The sequence below is a fragment of the Solibacillus sp. FSL W7-1436 genome, from assembly GCF_038007305.1.
In the GTDB taxonomy this organism is placed as follows: Bacteria; Bacillota; Bacilli; order Bacillales_A; family Planococcaceae; genus Solibacillus.
In genome coordinates this window covers 17,152-37,328 of record NZ_JBBOWV010000002.1, presented here as the reverse complement: position 1 = coordinate 37,328, position 20,177 = coordinate 17,152, and the positions used below count along the sequence as shown (strand labels likewise).

General features: G+C 31.4%; 19 protein-coding genes. 6 read left to right on the top strand and 13 right to left on the bottom strand.

All coding sequences use genetic code 11. The features are described from left to right. Window positions 1-73: 73 nt before the first annotated feature. From MKX73_RS19235 to MKX73_RS19200, 8 genes are read right to left on the bottom strand one after another with little or no spacing between them, the layout of a single operon-like run. Window positions 74-331, bottom strand: coding sequence for an AbrB/MazE/SpoVT family DNA-binding domain-containing protein (locus MKX73_RS19235; RefSeq protein ID WP_340718982.1), 258 nt, complete (start codon window positions 329-331; stop codon window positions 74-76). Window positions 332-355: 24 nt separating this feature from the next. Beyond that, window positions 356-1,714 (bottom strand): hypothetical protein, encoded by a 1,359-nt coding sequence (locus MKX73_RS19230; protein WP_340718981.1) that lies wholly within the window; start codon window positions 1,712-1,714, stop codon window positions 356-358. Between the two features lie 18 nt (window positions 1,715-1,732). Continuing rightward, complete coding sequence (locus MKX73_RS19225) at window positions 1,733-2,758, bottom strand: conjugal transfer protein TrbL family protein (RefSeq protein WP_340718980.1); 1,026 nt, start codon at window positions 2,756-2,758, stop codon at window positions 1,733-1,735. A gap of 2 nt (window positions 2,759-2,760) precedes the next feature. Then, entirely contained in the window at window positions 2,761-3,273 is a 513-nt protein-coding gene (locus MKX73_RS19220) for a hypothetical protein (protein WP_340718979.1), read from the bottom strand. Between the two features lie 14 nt (window positions 3,274-3,287). After that, the gene (locus tag MKX73_RS19215; protein WP_340718978.1) at window positions 3,288-4,316 is read right to left on the bottom strand and encodes a M23 family metallopeptidase; all 1,029 of its coding nucleotides are present in this window, start codon (window positions 4,314-4,316) and stop codon (window positions 3,288-3,290) included. Between the two features lie 3 nt (window positions 4,317-4,319). After that, window positions 4,320-6,206: a VirB4 family type IV secretion system protein gene (locus MKX73_RS19210; RefSeq protein WP_340718977.1), complete on the bottom strand. Its 1,887-nt coding sequence runs from the start codon at window positions 6,204-6,206 to the stop codon at window positions 4,320-4,322. A gap of 25 nt (window positions 6,207-6,231) precedes the next feature. Further along, window positions 6,232-7,266 (bottom strand): hypothetical protein, encoded by a 1,035-nt coding sequence (locus MKX73_RS19205; protein ID WP_340718976.1) that lies wholly within the window; start codon window positions 7,264-7,266, stop codon window positions 6,232-6,234. A gap of 18 nt (window positions 7,267-7,284) precedes the next feature. Beyond that, window positions 7,285-7,518 carry a hypothetical protein gene (locus MKX73_RS19200; RefSeq protein ID WP_340718975.1) on the bottom strand — a complete coding sequence of 78 codons (234 nt, stop codon included), beginning with the start codon at window positions 7,516-7,518 and terminating at the stop codon, window positions 7,285-7,287. A 737-nt stretch (window positions 7,519-8,255) separates the two neighbouring features. Between MKX73_RS19200 and MKX73_RS19195 the strand changes: the two genes are divergently transcribed. From MKX73_RS19195 to MKX73_RS19180, 4 genes are all read left to right on the top strand, one after another. Continuing rightward, complete coding sequence (locus MKX73_RS19195) at window positions 8,256-8,537, top strand: hypothetical protein (RefSeq protein WP_340718974.1); 282 nt, start codon at window positions 8,256-8,258, stop codon at window positions 8,535-8,537. A gap of 80 nt (window positions 8,538-8,617) precedes the next feature. Then, the gene (locus MKX73_RS19190; RefSeq protein WP_340718973.1) at window positions 8,618-9,052 is read left to right on the top strand and encodes a hypothetical protein; all 435 of its coding nucleotides are present in this window, start codon (window positions 8,618-8,620) and stop codon (window positions 9,050-9,052) included. A 554-nt stretch (window positions 9,053-9,606) separates the two neighbouring features. Continuing rightward, window positions 9,607-10,896 carry a hypothetical protein gene (locus MKX73_RS19185; protein WP_340718972.1) on the top strand — a complete coding sequence of 430 codons (1,290 nt, stop codon included), beginning with the start codon at window positions 9,607-9,609 and terminating at the stop codon, window positions 10,894-10,896. Window positions 10,897-11,452: 556 nt separating this feature from the next. Next, window positions 11,453-12,304 carry an ATP-binding protein gene (locus MKX73_RS19180; protein ID WP_340718971.1) on the top strand — a complete coding sequence of 284 codons (852 nt, stop codon included), beginning with the start codon at window positions 11,453-11,455 and terminating at the stop codon, window positions 12,302-12,304. A gap of 535 nt (window positions 12,305-12,839) precedes the next feature. Here MKX73_RS19180 and MKX73_RS19175 read toward each other — a convergent pair. Together MKX73_RS19175 and MKX73_RS19170 are read right to left on the bottom strand one after the other, a co-directional pair. Next, entirely contained in the window at window positions 12,840-13,277 is a 438-nt protein-coding gene (locus MKX73_RS19175; RefSeq protein WP_340718970.1) for a hypothetical protein, read from the bottom strand. A 62-nt stretch (window positions 13,278-13,339) separates the two neighbouring features. Continuing rightward, the gene (locus MKX73_RS19170; RefSeq protein WP_340718969.1) at window positions 13,340-14,560 is read right to left on the bottom strand and encodes a ParM/StbA family protein; all 1,221 of its coding nucleotides are present in this window, start codon (window positions 14,558-14,560) and stop codon (window positions 13,340-13,342) included. Between the two features lie 329 nt (window positions 14,561-14,889). Here MKX73_RS19170 and MKX73_RS19165 point away from each other — a divergent pair, with 329 nt between their 5' ends. Then, window positions 14,890-15,396 (top strand): hypothetical protein, encoded by a 507-nt coding sequence (locus MKX73_RS19165; RefSeq protein ID WP_340718968.1) that lies wholly within the window; start codon window positions 14,890-14,892, stop codon window positions 15,394-15,396. Window positions 15,397-15,447: 51 nt separating this feature from the next. Here the strand turns inward: MKX73_RS19165 and MKX73_RS19160 are convergent, their stop codons facing one another. The 3 genes from MKX73_RS19160 to MKX73_RS19150 all read right to left on the bottom strand — a co-directional run bounded on the left by MKX73_RS19160 (window position 15,448) and on the right by MKX73_RS19150 (window position 17,945). After that, on the bottom strand, window positions 15,448-16,701 hold the full coding sequence (locus MKX73_RS19160; protein WP_340718967.1) for a replication initiation protein: 1,254 nt from the start codon (window positions 16,699-16,701) through the stop codon (window positions 15,448-15,450). Window positions 16,702-17,421: 720 nt separating this feature from the next. Next, window positions 17,422-17,682 (bottom strand): hypothetical protein, encoded by a 261-nt coding sequence (locus tag MKX73_RS19155; protein ID WP_340718966.1) that lies wholly within the window; start codon window positions 17,680-17,682, stop codon window positions 17,422-17,424. A gap of 5 nt (window positions 17,683-17,687) precedes the next feature. Then, window positions 17,688-17,945: a hypothetical protein gene (locus tag MKX73_RS19150; protein ID WP_340718965.1), complete on the bottom strand. Its 258-nt coding sequence runs from the start codon at window positions 17,943-17,945 to the stop codon at window positions 17,688-17,690. Window positions 17,946-18,148: 203 nt separating this feature from the next. Between MKX73_RS19150 and mobQ the strand changes: the two genes are divergently transcribed. Beyond that, the gene (gene mobQ / locus MKX73_RS19145) at window positions 18,149-20,170 is read left to right on the top strand and encodes a MobQ family relaxase (protein ID WP_340718964.1); all 2,022 of its coding nucleotides are present in this window, start codon (window positions 18,149-18,151) and stop codon (window positions 20,168-20,170) included. The last annotated feature ends 7 nt before the right edge of the window (window positions 20,171-20,177 follow it).

Genomic DNA, 20,177 nt, shown 5'->3' with positions numbered 1-20,177 from the left:
CTATTATATAGTTCTCATTTTTTATTTTTCAAATAAAAAAAGCCTAATACATTTAAATTAGGCAGATAATTTTTTACTTATTTTTTTTTAAGTAATCTTCGAGTAACTTCATTCCTTCATTGCTAATTGTAGTTTCTCCAATTTTAGTTAATTCGTTTTTAGGAAAGACTTTATTTGTAATTGGACAAAACCCTTCTTTTGGCAACTTTCTAATGATAATTTCCGTATCATTATGGCTTACATCGACATAATCATTGTATTTGATACCAAAAGTTTTTAAATAGTCAATTGGAATATTTACTCTTCCTTCTCTCGTTACTCGCCTTTTCACAAGTTTCAGCCAGCCTTTCCCTTTTTATATTCCGGCTTGTTCGGCCATCTTAATTAAGTCTGGATTTTTTGTTTCTTTTGCAAATTCTAAAGCCATTTTATTTTCACCGGCACGAATCAGTGATGTTACAATTTGTGTGTGTCTACGTGGATTTAATTCGATCTGGTCTTTATATAATAATACGTTATCATGGTCATTATTTAAATATGCAATTTCAAAGTTAATATAAGGATTGTCAATTTCTACATCTTCAAATATTGTCCCGATTTGACTAATTAAGTCTCTACTAATTAAATACGTAATGTACTCGTTTGCTATAAATGGATATTTCTTTATTAATTCAACGCTTTTGTCATTTCGATAATATACATCTATTAACATTGAAGTATCATCTTTTGTAATAAGGTCAGCATCGAGATTTTCTAATAACTGATAACTTTCATCTACATCCGATTTATAAACAGCTCTATATGCTTCAATTATTTGATTTTCGGCTTCTGATGGCGTTGCAAAGGCCGTAGCCATATCTGTTTGAGTTTTATTCGGATCGGGTAGGAAAAGCGTTGAAATAAATAACAAACCAATTACCCCAAGCCCGATTAAACTATATTTCAACATTGTATCTGTTTTGCTCACCGGCTTTTTCTTTTGACCATAAGCAACAGGAGCACTTTTTTTAGTGACTTTTTTCTTTTTAACTTTCTTCTTTCCTTTGCCCTTTGTTTGAGCTTCCAGTTCAGCAGCTTCATTTTCAGCAGCAATTGATTCTTCTTCGGTTAATTCTAAAAAGATAGTATCTAAAAAGATTTCTAAATCATCTAATGTTTCGATTTTGAATAAGCGCTCAACGAAATTTATATTGTTGTCGCTTGCATCAATAAATACAGAGCGTTTCGGTAAGGACTTAAATTCATTTTCTGTAGTTAGAGTAGAAGTAATTAAATTACGCACTTCATGTACAATATTATCTACTTGCTCGTAAACTTTAATCTGACTAGTTTCTACGAAAAAGATTTTCACTTTTTCTTCAGCTGCATCAACAACAAAGTTTAAACGGTCAAAGCTAAAATTTAAGCCTTGCTCATATAATTTTGCCAAATAAATTAATGAGTTAAAATAAGTGATATTTGTATATAAATTATTTTCACGTAATTGGTTAATGCTTTGATAATTCTTCATATTGTAATGAACCAATAAAAAGCGATTCTTAAATTCAATGTTGGACGGTGGAATTATCGCATCCGTTTGAGCTTCAATAATTTTTTGTTTATATGACTTTTCGATTTCAGCAATATCATCGTTTACATGTTCAATTTCAATACGATACGTTAATGTATCATTCTTAATTTCAATGTTGCCGAGTTTATTAAAAATTTTATACATACATGAACCCCTTTCTTACTAGCGTTTCATAGCAACAAAACGCATCATTTTAGCTAATGATTTACCTGTACCTGTAGAAGCCCCTAATTGGCCTAAAATCATCGGAATTACTAAAGCGAATATACAAAACGCCCCACATAAAACAATTCCAAATACAATATCTACGCCCCCAGGCAGCCTTTTTAATATCCCGAATTGCAATGTAATAGCCGAGACAGCTAACGATAAGCATAAACATTGTGTAAAGAGCGTTACAACGTTATTGATAATATACTTGAACCAAAGACTGAAATAATTAAATTCCTCATTAGGCATGGTTACAATAGCGATTGGCCCCATAATATAGAAGAAACCAAAAGCGACAAAGCGATAGAGTATCGCTATTATAAACACTAAAAATACAATGCCTAGAATAAGAGAGAAAAGAATAGAATACATATTTTGATATTTCATTACTAAGATAGTAAATTGATCTTCATTGATTCCTAGCTTTAAAACGGCACTTGTAATGTCATATTGTACGGATAAAATTAAACCGAAAATTTCATCGTAGGTTACTAGTAAAAAAACAGCACCGACTATTTGAATGATTTTCTGATTTAAAAATTGGTCCATTTCTTCAATTTGAGTTAAGTTTTTTGCATAGTTCACGGCAATTTGCCAAATAAAGAATAAAGCTAAGAGTGAGTAAGTTAAACTATCAAAATAGCCTTTGTATTTCGTGAAAATAGGCTCGTTTAAAATCCAATTCGGGTCAATAATCATGTACTGGAATAACACCATGATAAAGTTCATTAAACCGATTCCCACACCTAATTGAGCCGATACGCTTAAACAATAAATATCGAATTTCCCACATTCAAATGACTTTGTTTCCGAATCATACTTTTTTAAGACTTCTGTATAATTGGGAGCATGTGAGATAGAATCAATTTCACTTTTATATTTATTATAAAAATCTCCTTCTGCTGCAAACCCTACATCTATATTGCTTGTGAAAGAGAAGAACAAAACAAACAATAATACAGCCATAAATTTTTTCATGTTCATTCTCCGTTCTCAAAGAGTTTTTGATCTAACAACTCTACATTAAATTCATCCACTTTCAGAGTCCCATTTTCTTTTATCCATTTCAAACTTGCTTGTCCTAACGTTTTTCCGACTAAAAAAGTTTGGTTATGAAATGAAGTAAAACTATAAATGCAGCTAGAGGTATATACATCCGATGATTCAGAATTACTTGTACACATATGGAATGTTAATTCACTTGTTAAATCGTCAAATTCCGAATATGTATCATCATATTCAGCCCCAACAGAATGAGCAGCTGCATACGCTTTATCAGTCAATAAATTAAGGTGCTCACCATTATGCATTTTTTCAATAAACTCTTCTGATTGTTCATTTAAAGAAAAAGTCGTTTTATACTCTTTTATTTCTTGATTTAATTCAGAATTTGCTTCTTTTAAAACAGTCGTTTTTCTAACTTCAAAGCTATAAAATACAACTGAAAACATCGTCAATACGACTAAAAACAGCATAATTAAATTTTTCTTCATTTTTTCAACCCCTTTTAAAATGAAAAGTAAGCTCTAGGATCAACAGGGGTATTCCATTGACCATTCACATGAACTTCAAAGTGTAAGTGATCCCCGGTTGAACGTCCCGTAGTACCACAAGCGCCTATCTTTGTTCCAGCTTGCACCGTATCACCAACCCGGGCAAAAATCTTTGATAAGTGGCCGTATACGGTATGAACTTTATTTCCGTGGTCTATCATTACATAGTTTCCTAAAGTCGCATGTTTGACCGTCCTAACTACTTTACCGGGCTTTACACTTAATATTGGGTCTGGATTTCTACATGCAATGTCTACGCCATCATGGTGTGCTAATTTTCCAGTTACCGGATGAACTCGATAACCGAATGGACTTGTAATACGAATAGGTTTAGTAATCGGTGAACTAAATTCTCCACCACTTACATACTCGCCTAAATCTCCACCAGATTCTCCCCCTATGACTTCACCATTTTCACCAAAACAGTACATAGAAGGGCCAAGCTTAACATAAAATTCTTCAAAATCCCGAATATAATCGGGGTCCTCTCCCTTACTAGGATTCCCATTCGAATCAACGCCATAATCTCTTTCTGGAGCAAAATAGGTTGCAATAGAAGTAATGCTTAACATGTTATTCGGATAAATATATGAGTAAACAAAATTTGCTGTAGATTCAAATTGTGAAACGGTTCTAGGCCGTCTCTCCATGTGCAAAATTGTAAGAACAGTAGCAATATCTACTTTTTTATCAACAGCTACTTCAAACATTTTATCTAGTTCCCTTTTGGGAATACCCGTAGCATCCTTAACTTTATTAAAATAATCGTCCTCTACATCATAAATACAATATTCTCCACCTAAAGCAACTAAGTTTTGATCTCCTTTAGTGCTAAATCCGGCACTACCTAACATGCTTGTTGCTAATACCAATACTAGAACGAAGCCAATACCTATAAAGAAAATAGCAGCAATAGCAATTAACAAAGGTGATTTAAAAGCTAAAAGAGCAGCACTACCGAGTAAACCTTTCTTTTCTTCCATACGCTACACCGTTATTTCGCTGTAATGTTTTTTCTCAAACCATAAAGCTTTTTCAACATCATTCAATTGAATATGGCATTGAATTTTTTTAGAACCAACAACAAGGATTCCTTTACCGGCTTGCTTTTCTTTTTCACCTTCCCGAACGGTTAAAATAGCACGTTCTTTTACAGAGAAGTTTTGGCCAAGTTCACGTTCGATAAAGTCGATTTCTGCTTTTTTAATCGGAAGATATAAACACTGAATTGATTGGTTAATTACGGCTTCACCATAATTTCGTTTATCATCTTTTGCCGATAAGAAGTCATTAATAGATTGCGTTGCAATTGATACACCAACATTGAAAGAACGTAAAACTTTCATCATAAAGAATAGCTGCTGCATTGCTACAGGAATTTTTGGATCTGCTATAACGTGCCCTTCATCGAAAAAGAACCTTAACGGCCTACCGTCTCCATTGATTGCTAAGTTTGTTAAATGAGCCATTACATCATAGTAAATAATGCGTTGTACCTCTTCATTTTGCTGGAAAGCTAATGTATCATAGCTTATTAAATCGCTTTCCGTGTCAACATTTGTGTAGCCGTTAAATAATTTACTGTAAATTCCAGTAGTATAAATTTGAATTGCTAGATGAAACTCACGAATATATTCATATGTTTGAATATCTTTCTCTTTTAATTCTTCGATAACTTCATTGAATGTTGTCATAGTAGGATAATCTTCATTTGTTAATTGTGAGAAATCGGTATTCTCATTAATACCTACTTTTGCGTAGGTTTTCTCCAATAAACCCGAGATAATGTTATATTGTGTCATATCCATTTTCGGGAACATTAATTTAAATCGAACTAATAGAATCGGTATCTTATTGAAAATTGGATTTTCCGTTAATTCAATATCATCATCTATCATTGTTTTTTGTTTTGTAGGTAAATCAAAAGCGTTAATTCTGGATGTGCCAGCCATATCAAACTTCACCCATTGACCACCCATATTTTTAAATACGCTTCCAAATTCGCCCTTCGGATCGTTTACATAGATAGAAACACCGGCTTGATAATCTTTTACAAGGTCATTAAATGCAGCTGTACTTTTACCTACACCCGACACGCCTATGTAGAATTTATGCTTATTTAATAATTTGTTGGAATCTACTAAAATGACATTCTTTGTTTTCTCATTAATTCCGATAAAGTCACCGTGTTCGTCAAACATTTCGTTTTCATGGAATGGGAAGAAGAATGAAACAGCTTCACTATTCATTAAACGACTAGATAAATCACTTACACTGTTAGAAGCTAAAGGAAGGAAACTATTGAAAGCATCCATAGCTTTTTTATTCGGGTTATAGGCCGTACCAATTGACCCTACAATTGATTTAACATTTTGAGTTAAACGAGCGAGTTCTTCTTTGTCCCTAGCATTGATATGAATTAATAAATGGCCGTTGTACATTTGTTCGTTACCACTAGCCATTTCTAAAATAACTCTTCTTGCATCATTACTTTGATATTCGGCTTCGACTTTTGTTGCATCATCTAATTGGGAATCTGCTTGTCGAATACGGTTTTGCTTAATGGCCTTTGCCATTTCTTTACGGATAATGCTATTACTCATTTTTGTGAAAAACGTTGTAATAGAAACGTTACTGTTAATTTCAGATAAGTTACGAATGGATTCTCGACTTAAAACCGTTTGAAAGTCCATTACTATTAACGTCCGTGTATAGTTAGAACCAAGTTGCACATAATCTTCGCCCTCTGCTATATAATCGGGAGCAAGAGCCTGTAACAAGTATTGGTCTGCTTCATAAAAGTTTTCTTCAAAAGTTGGCCCTTCATCCACTTCTTTATTGCTGCTAAAAAAACCTAGAAGATTTTTTAACATATACAAGCCCCTTTCTATATAAAAGTTAGTTTACTTTTTCAGTTAAGTTTTTCTGTAATGTTTCGATTAAGTTCTTAGCTGTTACTTCACCGATAGAGAAGTCTGCTTTATCAGATGCCCGTTTAATAATTTCATCCCCAACGGAAACAGCATTATCATAATCAACACATACGAACATGAGCTTAATTAGATCATCATTTTTTAATTCCGTTACTTGCAATGTTGTATAAGCAAAAGTTACATTTTCTAATTTACTTTTTAACATTTGCCCTTTTGTAGAAATTTCATTTAATGATTTTTCTCGATTAGAACCGATTTTTTCACGGAAAATTACATATCGTTTTCGAGTAATTAATTCACGTGATTTTTGGATATTGTCATTTAAAGATTTTACATAGCCTTGATTTAGTAATACTTTCACTGGATTGGACTCTCTTAAATTTCGCTTTTCGATTTTCATAAGGTGCTGTTCTAATGAAATAGGCGATGCAATTTGTTCAAATTGAATCTCATTTATGAAGTTCAAAGTAGTCATGAATCCTTTAAAGGCATTATAAACCTCTCTTTCTTCTTCTAAATCCATCAGTGATGTATTTAGGCTTCCAACCTCATAAACCTTTACAAAGTATTTATCAGTTGTCTCATAACAATTGGCAAATACATTTTTAATTCCAATTTTGGCCCTTGTATCAGTATCGGAAGTCATTTTTAAGGCCCCCTTCTCAATAAAAAATTCTTTATTACGTTTTCTATATTGATAGTTCCAAAGTAGATAATATTTCCAGAATGCCAACTCTCTACGAATTGGATGTTTTGTTGTAATTGCTAAAAACGCCCCAATTACAGGCAAACCCAAGACAATCATTGTATATAAATTCAAAATTCCTAGATTAAAAAAAATAAGCCCAATCAACAAAGAAAGTAAAAAGAACGGAATCATTAGCAAAATATCAATGAACGCTATATTTCCGATTAAATACTTTTTTGAATCAATGGGCACAGGAAGCTGAACTTTCAATTCTTGCCTTAGTCTATCCTTTTGACTAATAGAATCGTTCAATTCAAACACTCCCTATAATTAAGCTAATCCAGATCGTACATATGAAATGATAACTTTCGCTAAAATTGCTACAGCTAAACCGATAACACTAATGATTAAACCTTTTTTAAACTTCTCTGCTGCTTGCTCGTCACCTTTCCACACGACAACAGCACATACAAGAATACCGATTGAGAAAACAGCAATAACAAGGCCTAGCACGTCTGTAAAAATGTTATTTGCGAAAGCTGTTAATTTAGTAAATGGGTTCATAATTTATCTCCTTTCAATGATTCTAGTTTAATTATATCTAAATTGTAGATAAATGACAATTGAATTTTAACAATTTTATTTAAAAATAGAAATATTTATTAAAAATTGTAATTCAGATTGCCTAAAGTAAAATTATAAAATAGTCATACGGAATCCCTATGCTGCTATTAGGGATTGCCTAAAGGTCTGCTAATAACGCCAGCCATGCTAAAGCATGGGGCTTTTATTGCATCTCGCTTCCCTCTAAAAAGCCCGATAACAATAATCTGTAGAGCATGGCAGCAAGCAGCCAAACTCAACAGATTATAAGTTCCTGTTCTTTTCTTAACGAGTGAACGACAATGGAAGATCAAAAACGAAATACAAAAGAATTGAAAAGAATAGAAAAGATTAAAAGAGGTAAGGACGTGAACAAGTTTCACGTCCTTTTTATGTGCTTATTTTTCCTTTCGTACGCGAACGCTAATATATCAGACAGCTGTAACGTTTCTAACGTGAGGGACAGCTCACGTTATCTCCGAACAGCTGGCACAACCTGTATAGACGGCAATTTTTTTAAGGGCATCAAACAAGTTTGATTAAAAAAATGGCGTGGCTTCACTTCGTTTCGGTCTATACAGAACGGTGCTACTGAATATTGAGCGAGGCCTACCGAAAGGGAAAAATTCAGCCTTTCGACTTCTCTTATTCGCTTAACAAAAGGAACGCACAAAATTAAAAGACAGGGGCAAAACAAAATGACAAACCTAAAAACAAAAATCGAAAAAGCAACAGAAGAAAAGCTATACAAACGCTTTGATATTCAAGACACAAACGACTTTTCAATCGAAACACTACAAGATATGCGAGTATGGCTTGCTGATTTTTGGAATGAGAATCCAGATGAAGATATGGACGATAAAGAGCATGAAGAAATGATTGAGGCAATTATGGTAGCAGATGAAAATGAAATTTTTGAAAGACTAGGAGGCGTAGGTTATTCATGGTGTGAAGTTGATACAGACCCATCTAATTTTTAAGGAATTGGAACGACATTGATTAAACCTTTTGAGCGTTTCCGAAAGGAGCGCTCAAAATAAAACTAAAAGGAGCTAATAAAATGAATACACAAAAGAAAAAAATAATTGTAGGCCGTCCTATTAATGGCATTTCGATTAATGGATTGGAATATTTATTAGATGTAGAAAATAATGAAATGAAGTTTAATAGCGTTGAGGATGCTACAGTATTTCTATCGCAGAATGGCATCTATGACACCGAAGGTTTTATATTTGAAGAAATAAACGTGTATAAAATTATTACCGATATAGGCGTTAAATTAGAATTAAGTGAAGGGGAATTAATAGCTGCTACTGAATCCGAATTGCATTTTTTAACGGAAGATAAAGAGTATTCTATAAGTGATATAACGGTGGATCAGTTGTGTGAAGATATTTCTGGACATACAGGAGATTTAAACGAAGAATTATTCCCGTTGGATGCCCGGGACGTTGTAGAAAAAACATTAAATAATTGGAAGTTAGCCATACATTAAAATAAAATTGTTTCCAATTGTTAAAAATGTACCAAAGTTTAACTATTCAGAAAAAATATTGAAAAAACAATTCCCTATCCTTTTTATGGTAGGGAATTGTGTAATATAGCTTATTAGTATTTATATAAGTTAGTAATTTAAACACTGGCACTATAAAAAATAGTCTTATAGAACTATCATAAAATAGTAAAATATAATTGGTAATTTTGGTTACTATTTGCTATAATAATAACTAACTTAACAAGAACGGAAAAAGACAGGCGAAAAGCCATCCTTTGCAGCGAATATTAAAGAGCGGGAACTCTTGAACATTCGTTTTATCGTATCTCAGACATACGATGCAACATGTCGCAAAAAATGGCTTCACCTATGATAGAACCTATAAAGCTATATTATATCTCTTATTATATATCTTTTAAAGGATTTTTCAAGTGTGAAGTTTTAAAAAGTGGTGAAAAAAACACTTTTTTAACATTTAAAAGACGTTTTGTATCGTAATCATTTAGACAGTTACGAGCAAAACGTCTTTTTGCGTTTACCAGGAGGATAAACGTATGTTAGCAGCAGTAAAAACTAACCCAAAAACAGTACAAGTTGGGAATGTAATTTCGATTCAATCAGAGTTCAATCTAAAATTAGAAAAGCCAGCACTATTTAATGACAAGTGTATTAATTTTAGTAAATACAGCAAGTTTAAAAGTGTTCCAGATTTTGATAATCAATGGTCAATGATAATGACCGAGTATAAAAAGTTTTTCACAAAGGAACAATTATTAGTTTTAACCCTAATTCGTCAGTTTTCAGTAATCCACCCGGGTGTATGTTATGCCTCATACAACACATTAAATGAAGAATACCAAAAAATATATGGACATGGTTTTAGTCGTGATTTATGGCGAGCAGCCGTTAACAAAGCAGATTCTTTTGGTCTTTTAAATAAACACGAAGGTAAACGTTTGAAAATGGGCAGAAATTCGAAAACTGCAAACGTTTTAATTTTTAACCGTTATGATGAAGTGAAAGCCTATGCGATTGCAAAAGCAGAAGCCGAAGAAGAAGAAATTGCACGTTTATTAGAAGAAGAATATGCACGTATGACACCTGTTATGAAATTCGGATTTAACGCTCGTCAATGGGCCGAAAATAAAGCCCTTAAAGCAGCACATACCAAAGCTGAAAAAGAGCGCCACGAGCAAGAGCAGAAGGAAATGGAACGTAAAGCGAAGCAAGCTGAAAAACAATCATTATATAAAAAAATGGTAAAGCACATTCAATATAAAAAAATGGAATCTACTATTAATTTGAATGAATTAGTAGCAATTGCGTATGGTTCAGTTAAAAAAATGATGAAGAACGTTAAGGTATCACAGCAGCAAGCCGAAGAAATCGCATTCACGTTATTTGTAAAAGCATTAGCAGCCAAGCCTACGAAGAAACGCCCTAACGTTAATCATACAGCTTTATACAGTTGGTTAATGAAAGACAATCTACAAATGTTAACAGGTGAAAAACGCCAAATGACAAAGCATGAAATCACTAAGAAGCAAGGGAAAAAGGTAGGCGTTATTACAGAAGCACTTATTGAAAACGAAACTGATCCATACAGAAAAGCAGAATTATTAGCAGTATATGAACAACAAGAAAAAGAAAGACAAGCAAGCATTGAAAAGAACCCTACTTTAAAAAGCTCACATGAGCATTGGGACAAGATTCATGCAGAAAACAAACAGATGGAGCTAAATGAAAAGGAACGAGAGGAAAGCAAGAGAAAGCAATTAGGTATGTCAGAAAAAGAATATTTAGAGTACAAGCGTAAAGAACTATTAGCTCAATTAAATGGGTAAATCGGGAGCGTTGAATAGTCGTAATTGTAGTTACAATTGTGACAATTCCAACATGCCCCACCCATTACTTTAATCTATGTTTTTAATCTAATAATCATATTTAAATAATATATACGTATACAAAAACTACGAGAAAGACTTAAAGAATGTAGTAACTCGCTAACGCAAGTTACTAGCGCTACGCTTATTAAATGCAAGCTTTGCAAGCATACGGTCTGGATTGGGATATGCAAGTCTATTTTCTAAATTTTTTTAACTTGTACCCCAGTATTTTAGTATATAAAACATTATGAAGTTGATTAGAGGGCGTAATATATTTTCGGCAGCTGTTATATTCGGGGCGTTTATTTCGTTTTTACATGGGGGCCGGCCCGGGTTATTTCCATATTTTTCCTTTCGGAATTTTACAGTATATTACTATGCCTTTTTATTGTTGCGTATAAGCTTTATTTGTCTGCTTTTTTGAAGTGCCTAAATTTCAAGTGCTGCTGCTATGCTATATGTCTTTGAGTACCCGTTATGATACCCAAAATTAAAATTGAAGGGATTGTTTTCATTGGAAAAAACAGAATTATCAAAAGTTATGAGTATAACGTCAGGTTATGGAATTAAGTTACAAGAGCATGAAAAGGTAAAATTAGAGCAAAAATCCAATGAAAAAGTTAAGTTTTTAACCAATGGCAACGAGATATATTATTTAGGGAAATACATACCAAATATAGCAAATCGGTTAAAATTAGTTACGTATGCCCGGGCTATTATACATATTGGAGCACCTATATTTATAACAGGGAAAAATAAGACCGGAAAAACCACACTTGCAAAAGAAATCGGCTCGTATGGCTTTGATGAAGTTATTTACATCGGAACTCAAAATAAAAAAGAAGTATCTAAAAAATTCCAATATGCATTAGAAGTTTTCGGTAGTTCGGAACATTTACTAATTTTGGACGAAGCTGTTTTTGATGGAGGTTTAATACAGCTGGATGAAAGATTTTACGAAGAGTATAAGGGAGCATTGATTGTTATTACCAAAGATGAAATTGAAAGCCAATTACCCCCTTCTTATACGCATGGCCATAATTATAGTTTTCACTTGAAAAATACCGAAGAGAAAACAGAATATACTATCAAGCAATATATAGCCCCTACCTCTTATGCTTATCATTGGATCACTAACGTTATTCCGATTAATTTAGCTTTAGAAGATGCCATTACAACATTATCCGTTCTGGAACGGATAAAGCCACATATTAAGTCAGCAGATACCTTTAAATACTTTAAGATGCAGCCCGAGGAAGTAATAGAATTTCTTGAAATGAAATATAATAGCCGAGATATTTTCACTGTACAAATGCTTGAAAGAGAAATCGGCCAAATTCTCGACAAAGAGACTTTAAAATACTAATGTTTTAACTAAGCTGCTGGATCGTTCCAGTAGCTTTTTTAAATAAATTTAACCAAGCACACCAAGACCTCACAAAATAATGTTAATGGCCGTGAGAAGCGTTTTAAACCCTCTTTACCAATTAATTATTGCTAATGGCCTTATCCTTAAAAATTAAAAGGTTATTGCCTATCCCCCTATCTACAAATCAAAATGTACAATACTATTAATATAATATTATTTTTATTTAATTTTAAAATTTAAGTTTAATATAGTATGAAAAAGATATTTAAATGATATATAAAAGATAGAAAATTAATTTCATAGATTTTCATATAATATAAAATTAATATAAATAGATTACCAATAATATATAAATTTAATATAAAATTTAATGATAAAAAGTATTAGTAGTTAAATGATATTATTAAGATATTAAAAAGTTATAAAAATAATAGTTTGTAAATATTAATAGTAAAACGAAATTTCTATCATATAAAAATAATATAAAAAAGATATGAAATTAATCATATCTTTTAAAAGGTAAATTATTAAATTAGAACGCATTTAAATCAATATTTTTTCGAGTTGTCGGTTGTGGTTTTGAATCGTTTGACACACTCGTTTGTGGGTTTTCTCCAGAATCCTTATGAGCATCATCATTTGTACTTCCAGCTTCTTCTGAAACTTCTGGAACGCTTTGTGCTGCATCCTCTACAGGTGTGTGTGCATGTGTAGTCGTTTGAGGTTGAGCCGTTGGCGCAATTGGTATTCCTGTTTGCTCATAAGTAATACGTTCTAAATAAAGTTTTTTATTGATTTCGTGACTTGTTACGTCCGTATATCCAAAGCGATCTATCATATGGTCAATCAAATTAAATATTGATTGTGTGTTATTAGATTGAGCGTTTAACCACTCATTTAGTCTTTCTTGACGTTCTAACGGTTGATTATCAATTCTTAAAGAAATACCGTTCTTCGGCTTTTTTGTCATAATGATACACTCCTATTATTGAAAACAAGGACTAACAGCAGGACTGTTAGCCTTTATTTTTATTATTTATTTTCGTAAATATTTTGTGCTAATACTAATAATCCAGTTGAGTTCATTTTAGTTGCATATTTTTCTGGAACCCATAAAACTTTTGCCATTGCTCTATTAGCAAATTCAACATACTTAGAATAAATTTTGTCTTTGAAAACATTTGCACCACCACCATGAACAACTAAAAATTCAGCAGCACTTTTTGTCAATGACATATATTGATTAGTCATTTTCGTGTACATATCAGTTGATGCCTCATTTAGTGACGAATCGAAAACCTCTTTTGCCAACGCTGATTTTGATTTATTGCTACGTAATAATTGCATAAAATATTGACGAGGTACATCTACCACAGAGTTATTTAAACGTGCTTTATACTCTTCAATTGCATTTGCCGTTACATGGCCAACGCCAGCCATTACACCATGAGAATTAACAGGGTTAAATCCATCTATAAAAGTAAACTCCGTACTTCCGTCTCCAATATCAGAGTGAAATGATTCACTTTCTAAAAATTGATCTAATGTGATATTAGAACTTTCATCGTAAAATTCACTATCTTTATTTTCATATGTTTCTTTATAAATATCAAAAATATCATCATTAGCAGCACTGAAAGCCAACATTGCTGTTTTTCCTTCTTCGGTAACACGGCAATTGATAATGTTTACATTCACAGTAATAACTTCACTACCAATATATAGCTTTACTGTATGACTAGCTTTGAAGCGATCCTCTAACATTCTTGCTTTTGCTACCGTATATTCAGATGCCGGTATAGCTGTACACATATTAATTTTAGCTTCCAAATCATTAGGCAATTCATTTGTTTCTGCATAATGCTTCTTTAAAGCAATGGCAGCTAACATGCTAATTGAAGTAATCATTGGAATATCGTTGTTTGCCTTATCTGATAGTGTAATATCCATGTTTCTAATTGATGCATTACTTTTAATTGCTTGTGTTCCAACAGAATAATAACGGTTAAGATTTAACTTTTCACTACCGAAAAATACATCTAAATTATCTAAAAGTTCATCTAAAGATTTTGAAATACTATCAATGATTTCTTCTTCCGGGCGTAATGGTTTTGAATGAATAACACTTGATTGAGTGAAATATTCATACACACCATTTTCATTTTGAATTGCAATTTCCGTTGAGCTATTTCCAATGTCAGCTCCCACAGTTAATTCAATTACCGGAACAATTTTCTCTGTATTTTTTGTCATTTCTCTAAACTCCCCTTTTGGTTAAATTAATATTTTTAAGCTACTTTTATTATATCATTTTAATATCATTAGTCAACGAATAAATTAAAAAAATATAAATAAAATATTTTAATGATACTTTTATTATATCTTATTTATATATTTATAATAGAAGTATAAAAATGATAACAAATTAAAACTATTAATATATTCTATTAATATTAATAGAATATTATTCGTATATATGAGGGAAATTTTTATATTAAATGTACAATATTTCATATTATCCCTGTATTTGCTTCAATTAAATTTATATATTCGTTATAATTAAGATAGGTTTTTTAATAAAAATGGTGAAAAAAGGAGATGATTTTATGCACAGTACCGACACAGGTAAAGAGGATTTATTGGAAGCATTTATGAGTATTTTTATGAAATTTAAAGATAAGTTTCAAGAGCTGCAAGCGAAAGAATCTACAAATGATGCTGAAAAGAAAATTAAAAAAGTACAATCCATTTTAAATAGTATTGATACAAAGGGCTTGAATCCACAGGCAGTAGAAATATTAGATCGAATGAAGGGTGATACAGGAAGCGCTATAAAGATTTTATCGGAAGTTTCAAAGCAAAAATCGGCAGATTTATCAAAAGAATTACAGCAAAAAGTATTAGACTTTAATAAATTCGATTCTAAAAATGAAGCTATTAATAAACTGAAAAACAATGTTGAACTTCCTAAAAATCTGGATAAAGATTTAGAAAACAGCAATGAAAATAAATCATTAGAACAAAATAATGAAAAACCAAAACAAGAAAAAGAATTGAAAAAAGAGCCATCTTTAGAAATGGGCCGATAATATAAAAGCAGCTGTCATAAAGACAACTGCTTTTTATTTTTACTATTAATTTTAAGTGTTTAAATTAGCTAATAATCTTTCTCTTTCTGCTTTAAAATAAGCAATTTCTTCATCGGTTAATTCTTTTTTATTTTCTTTATCATGCTCTCCATTTTTGAACCAATCGGGCACAACTCCGATCTTCTTAGTGCCAAACCTTTTTTTATTTTTATCATCATTAATCAATTCGTTAAAGTCAAATTGACCGTTTGAATTATACCGTTCTACAGCTTTTTCGATTTCTTTTATTACAAAGCCAGCACCTAATTCTGATTTACTTTCAGTAATATATTTACCTAACTTTTGTAGTTGATTAATTACATTCGTTTTAATTAACTCGATATTTTCAATTAGCATTAAACGCTTAGCCATGTTTGAATATGCTTCTTTATTAAAACCTAAATGTACTAAAGATTGTGCAATTTCTTCGTATGTATTTACAGGGGATTTAGGTTTTTCATTCGGTATTTTAACTGATTTTTTTGGCTTATCTTTATTCGTAATTTTAAATTTAATAGAAACAACTTTTCGACCATTAACACTTTCAATCATTTCAATTTTAAAATTAGTATGTTTATTAATTTCTTCGATAGCTGGTGTTAAAGCTCGTTGTTTTAAATGTGTGTAATTAGCTAATTTGTAAACTTTTTTACCTTTAACTTCTTCATAGGCAACGCCTAAAATTCCACGTAATTCATCCGGTGTAAATTCTTTATGAGAAACTTTACCCCATTGCTCCAATAACAAATATAATCGAGAGGTATATTTACACTTAAATTTCATTAAAGTACCAAGATTAACAGATGCAAAATTATCCGTTAAGTTAAGTAAATATGGATAAAGTTTAGGCGATAATTCGATAATTATTTTTCCAGTACCGGCTACATATTTAGAATTAAATAACCATTGTAAATGTTCAAAGCTACCGTCTGGAGAATCTATTTCGATTACTTTACTCATAAATTTACGACTTAAACTTTTTATTACATCGTATTCCATTTCTTTAATACCGATTGCCTTTGCTAAATCTTTCAATGGAACTTCAAAAGGAGGCAATGATTCAATACGATTGGAAATGATTTTTTTTCCGTGTTCATCTAAAACATATTGGCCATTTTCTTTTACAAATTCCGGTGAGGGAATGTTACTGATAACAGCATATAAAATTCGTTGTTCTTGAATTGTTAAAGGATCGCTGAAACTAGCTTCAATTAGTTTTTTATGCATTGTAACTTTGAAATTATCTTTTACTTTTAATAGTTCCATACTAGAACCCCCCAACTATTTTTATTTCTATAATTATAGTTTATTACATAAATTTGGATTTATCAACACACAATAAAAAATATGTGTTTAAATAAATTTTTATGGTTAATAAATGCAAACGTTGGTATTAAAGGGTTTGAGCCAATAAAACGTACTAATTTAATTCCACCGGTTTTTTGTGTGGATGCACCGGTTTTTTGTGTGGATGCACCGGTTTTTTGTGTGGATACCACCGGTTTTTTGTGTGGATAGACCGGTTTTTTGTGTGGATAGACCGGTTTTTTGTGTGGATAGGAGGCCTTGAAGTATTGGTATATCAAGCTTTATAAGCTCTGAAAACAAGTTAAAACAAGTTAAAACAAAATATAAAACAAGACAAAACAGAAATCATTTAAAAAACTGTTTGTTGTTGTATTAATAATCTTCTTAGAATTAATTAAAATTAAACATAACGAATTAAATTAGTAACCGTTTTTTAGTAGATAAAGAGGCATAGGGGAGCTTACAAGCGTTTCAAACATAGTTTTGATATGTAACTAGGGTTAAAGATTAATAGCGCCTTAAAATTGATTGTGAACCGTTTTAAATGCTGCAATTTATTTTTTTGATTTTTAGGTTTTAAGAGAGGCAGCACTATTTAATTTTAAAAATAATAGCCCTCAATATGATTAAAAATTAATCATTTGAAGGCTACTAAAATATTTTTGGTTTTAATTTAACTTATAAAAATTTTTTAGGCTTATTAGCATTAATGAATGTTGAGAAGGTTTTAAATAATTCTTCTCTTTGACTAATTGAAAGGTTTTCTAGGTTAAAATACTTTTCAGCTAATGCACCAGTTTGAATTAAACGATTAGCTCTTTTTTTACGGTGTTCGGATTTTTCAGCATAATTAACCTCTTTAATTAGCCGTTTTTTCTGTTCCTTTAATCGTTCTAATTCGCTGTTTATTTCAGGTAAGCTTTTAGAACTTTTACTCATATCTTTTAATATTCCTCGTTGTTATCTGTTGTTTCATCTTCTGAATCATTTACCTGTTCAGAAATTAAATGAACAGCTGTAGGCGTTAATTCTTTTACCACCTTAGTAATTAAATTAATGTCATAAGTACCCCATTCATTAGTTATTAGTTCACCAATTTTTTTATGAGCAGTATTTAATATTTCTTCTCTTTCTTTTAGCATAGCCTCTATTTTTTCATCTAGTTTTTGGATCTTATTTAGTTTCCTTGTAGTTCTTGTCATTTTTGGATTCTTCCTTTCTTTTTGAGATTATATTTATTATATGTTAATCATTGCTAGTTGGAAAGTCAATTGATATAATAAGTCCATAGCAAAGCGAGGGCCCATTTATACACCGTTATTTCATAAGGTGTGAATGGGGTTGCTTCGCAACTAAGAATACTTCGTATTAAGCCTAACAGGGGTTTTGAAAGAGGTGGGGAAACATGGGTATCTTTTACATGAAAGCGAAAATTGTAAACAAGGCTAAGCAATCGGCCATTGCTAAAGCTGCATACGTTAGCGGACAGAAAATATATTCTGAAAGAGACGAAGAGAATAAAAATTATCGTAGACGTGAAGTAATGCCCGAATCGTTTATTTTAGCCCCTCTACATGCTCCTAATTGGGTCTATAACCGTGAAAAGTTATGGAATGAAGTTGAGAAGGTTGAAAAGCCTTATAACGCTCAATTGTTAAGAGAAATAGTTGTGGCTTTACCAATCGAGTTGTCTAAAGATAAAAATATCGAATTAATTAGTGAGTTTGTAAAAACAAATTTTGTTGATGCTGGAATGGTAGCAGATGTTAATGTTCACTATGACAAAGATGAAAACCCACATGCTCATGTATTGTTGACAGTTAGACCATTTAACGAGGATGGAACATGGGGCAAAAAATCTAAAAAAGAATATATTCTTGATGAAAACGGGAAAAATGTAATTGACGATAACGGTAATAAAAAATCAAAAAAAATTAATTTAGTGAATTGGAACGATAAAGAAACGTTAATGAAATGGCGTGAAAATTGGGCCGAAGCCGTAAATGAAAAGTACAAAGAATTAGGTATTAATGCTAGTATTTCTCACCTTTCAAACGAGAAATTAGGCTTAGAAAAAATTGCAAGACACCGTTTAACAAGAGAAGAATATTACGTAGAAGAAAAAGCAAAACAAGCTGCTATCGAAAATTCAACACCTTATGAACCGGTAACAACTTATGGGAAATTAAATTATGAGATTGAAAAATTCAATCAACAAATTGATTTAATTAATTCACAAATTATTAATTTAGAAGCTGAAAAAGAACAACTTGATGGTACTAGAAATTCGTTAATTATTTTTGCTAACAGACGTGAAAATATGTTTGTTCATATGGCAGAAGTGAGTGAGGAAATTAAAGAAGCTGTACAGTTTATGCAAAAGAGATATAAGACGGATTTTATTACATTAGATAACATTAATGATTTTGAAAAATCAATGAAAAACTGGACTAATAAAATTTCAAGAGCAGCAAGAGAGCATGAATCAACTAAAGTCTTTATACAAGAAATTCATAATACTTTTGAAAAAAATCCAGACAACTTATATAAATTCGGTCTTACAAAAGAATCTTTTGTAACTGAATATAATGCATTACTGGAACAGTTTAAGTACAACGAGAAGAAGCTTACAAATGAGTATGAGAATTACAAGAATATAAAAGGTATTCAACAAGCATTTGATGAAGCATATTACAAAGAAACCTTTAAACAATTCACTGGTTTATATCCAGATTATGAAAATATTGTACGCTTCAAAACAAATGAAAATTTAAAGGTTATGGCTAAATGTCTTGAAGAAGTAAGCAATTTGAATAAAAAAGTAATAGTAAATGATTTCTACGAAAATGATATTTTAGAGAGAAAAGACGAGCACGAATTACGTAAGAGTATTTCTAAAAATCTGGAACAATACCAACAATTCATTAAATTGCAATTTACATTTAACAAAGCCTTTGAGAATCTACAATCGAAATATACGGATCAATTGTTAAATGGTCATATGGGTGATGAAGTAGTTAAAACTTCTGTTGAATATTTGAAAACAAAACGAGAATTTGAATATATCCAAGAGAAGGTAAACGATGCTAAAAAAGGTATGTATGATGATTTAATTACTATTTACGGCAACGATAATAAAGAAGTAATCAATCAATTAAGAGATAAAGAAAAAGTACAAATTTTGAAAACATATATTGATGAACGAGTTTATATTGACCTTGATACGTTGAAGCAATCAAAAGAATATGAACAATACCAAAAACAAGCTGCTGCAAATAAACCGAATACGGGTGATTTAATGTCACAAATGTTAGCAGCACTAGCAAGTGAATCAATGGCACAAGACCCTAAACGAAACAAATATGACCAACAAAAACGTAAAAAACGTAACCGATTCTCAAATAAATTGAATGAAAGAAATATTTAGGATAGGA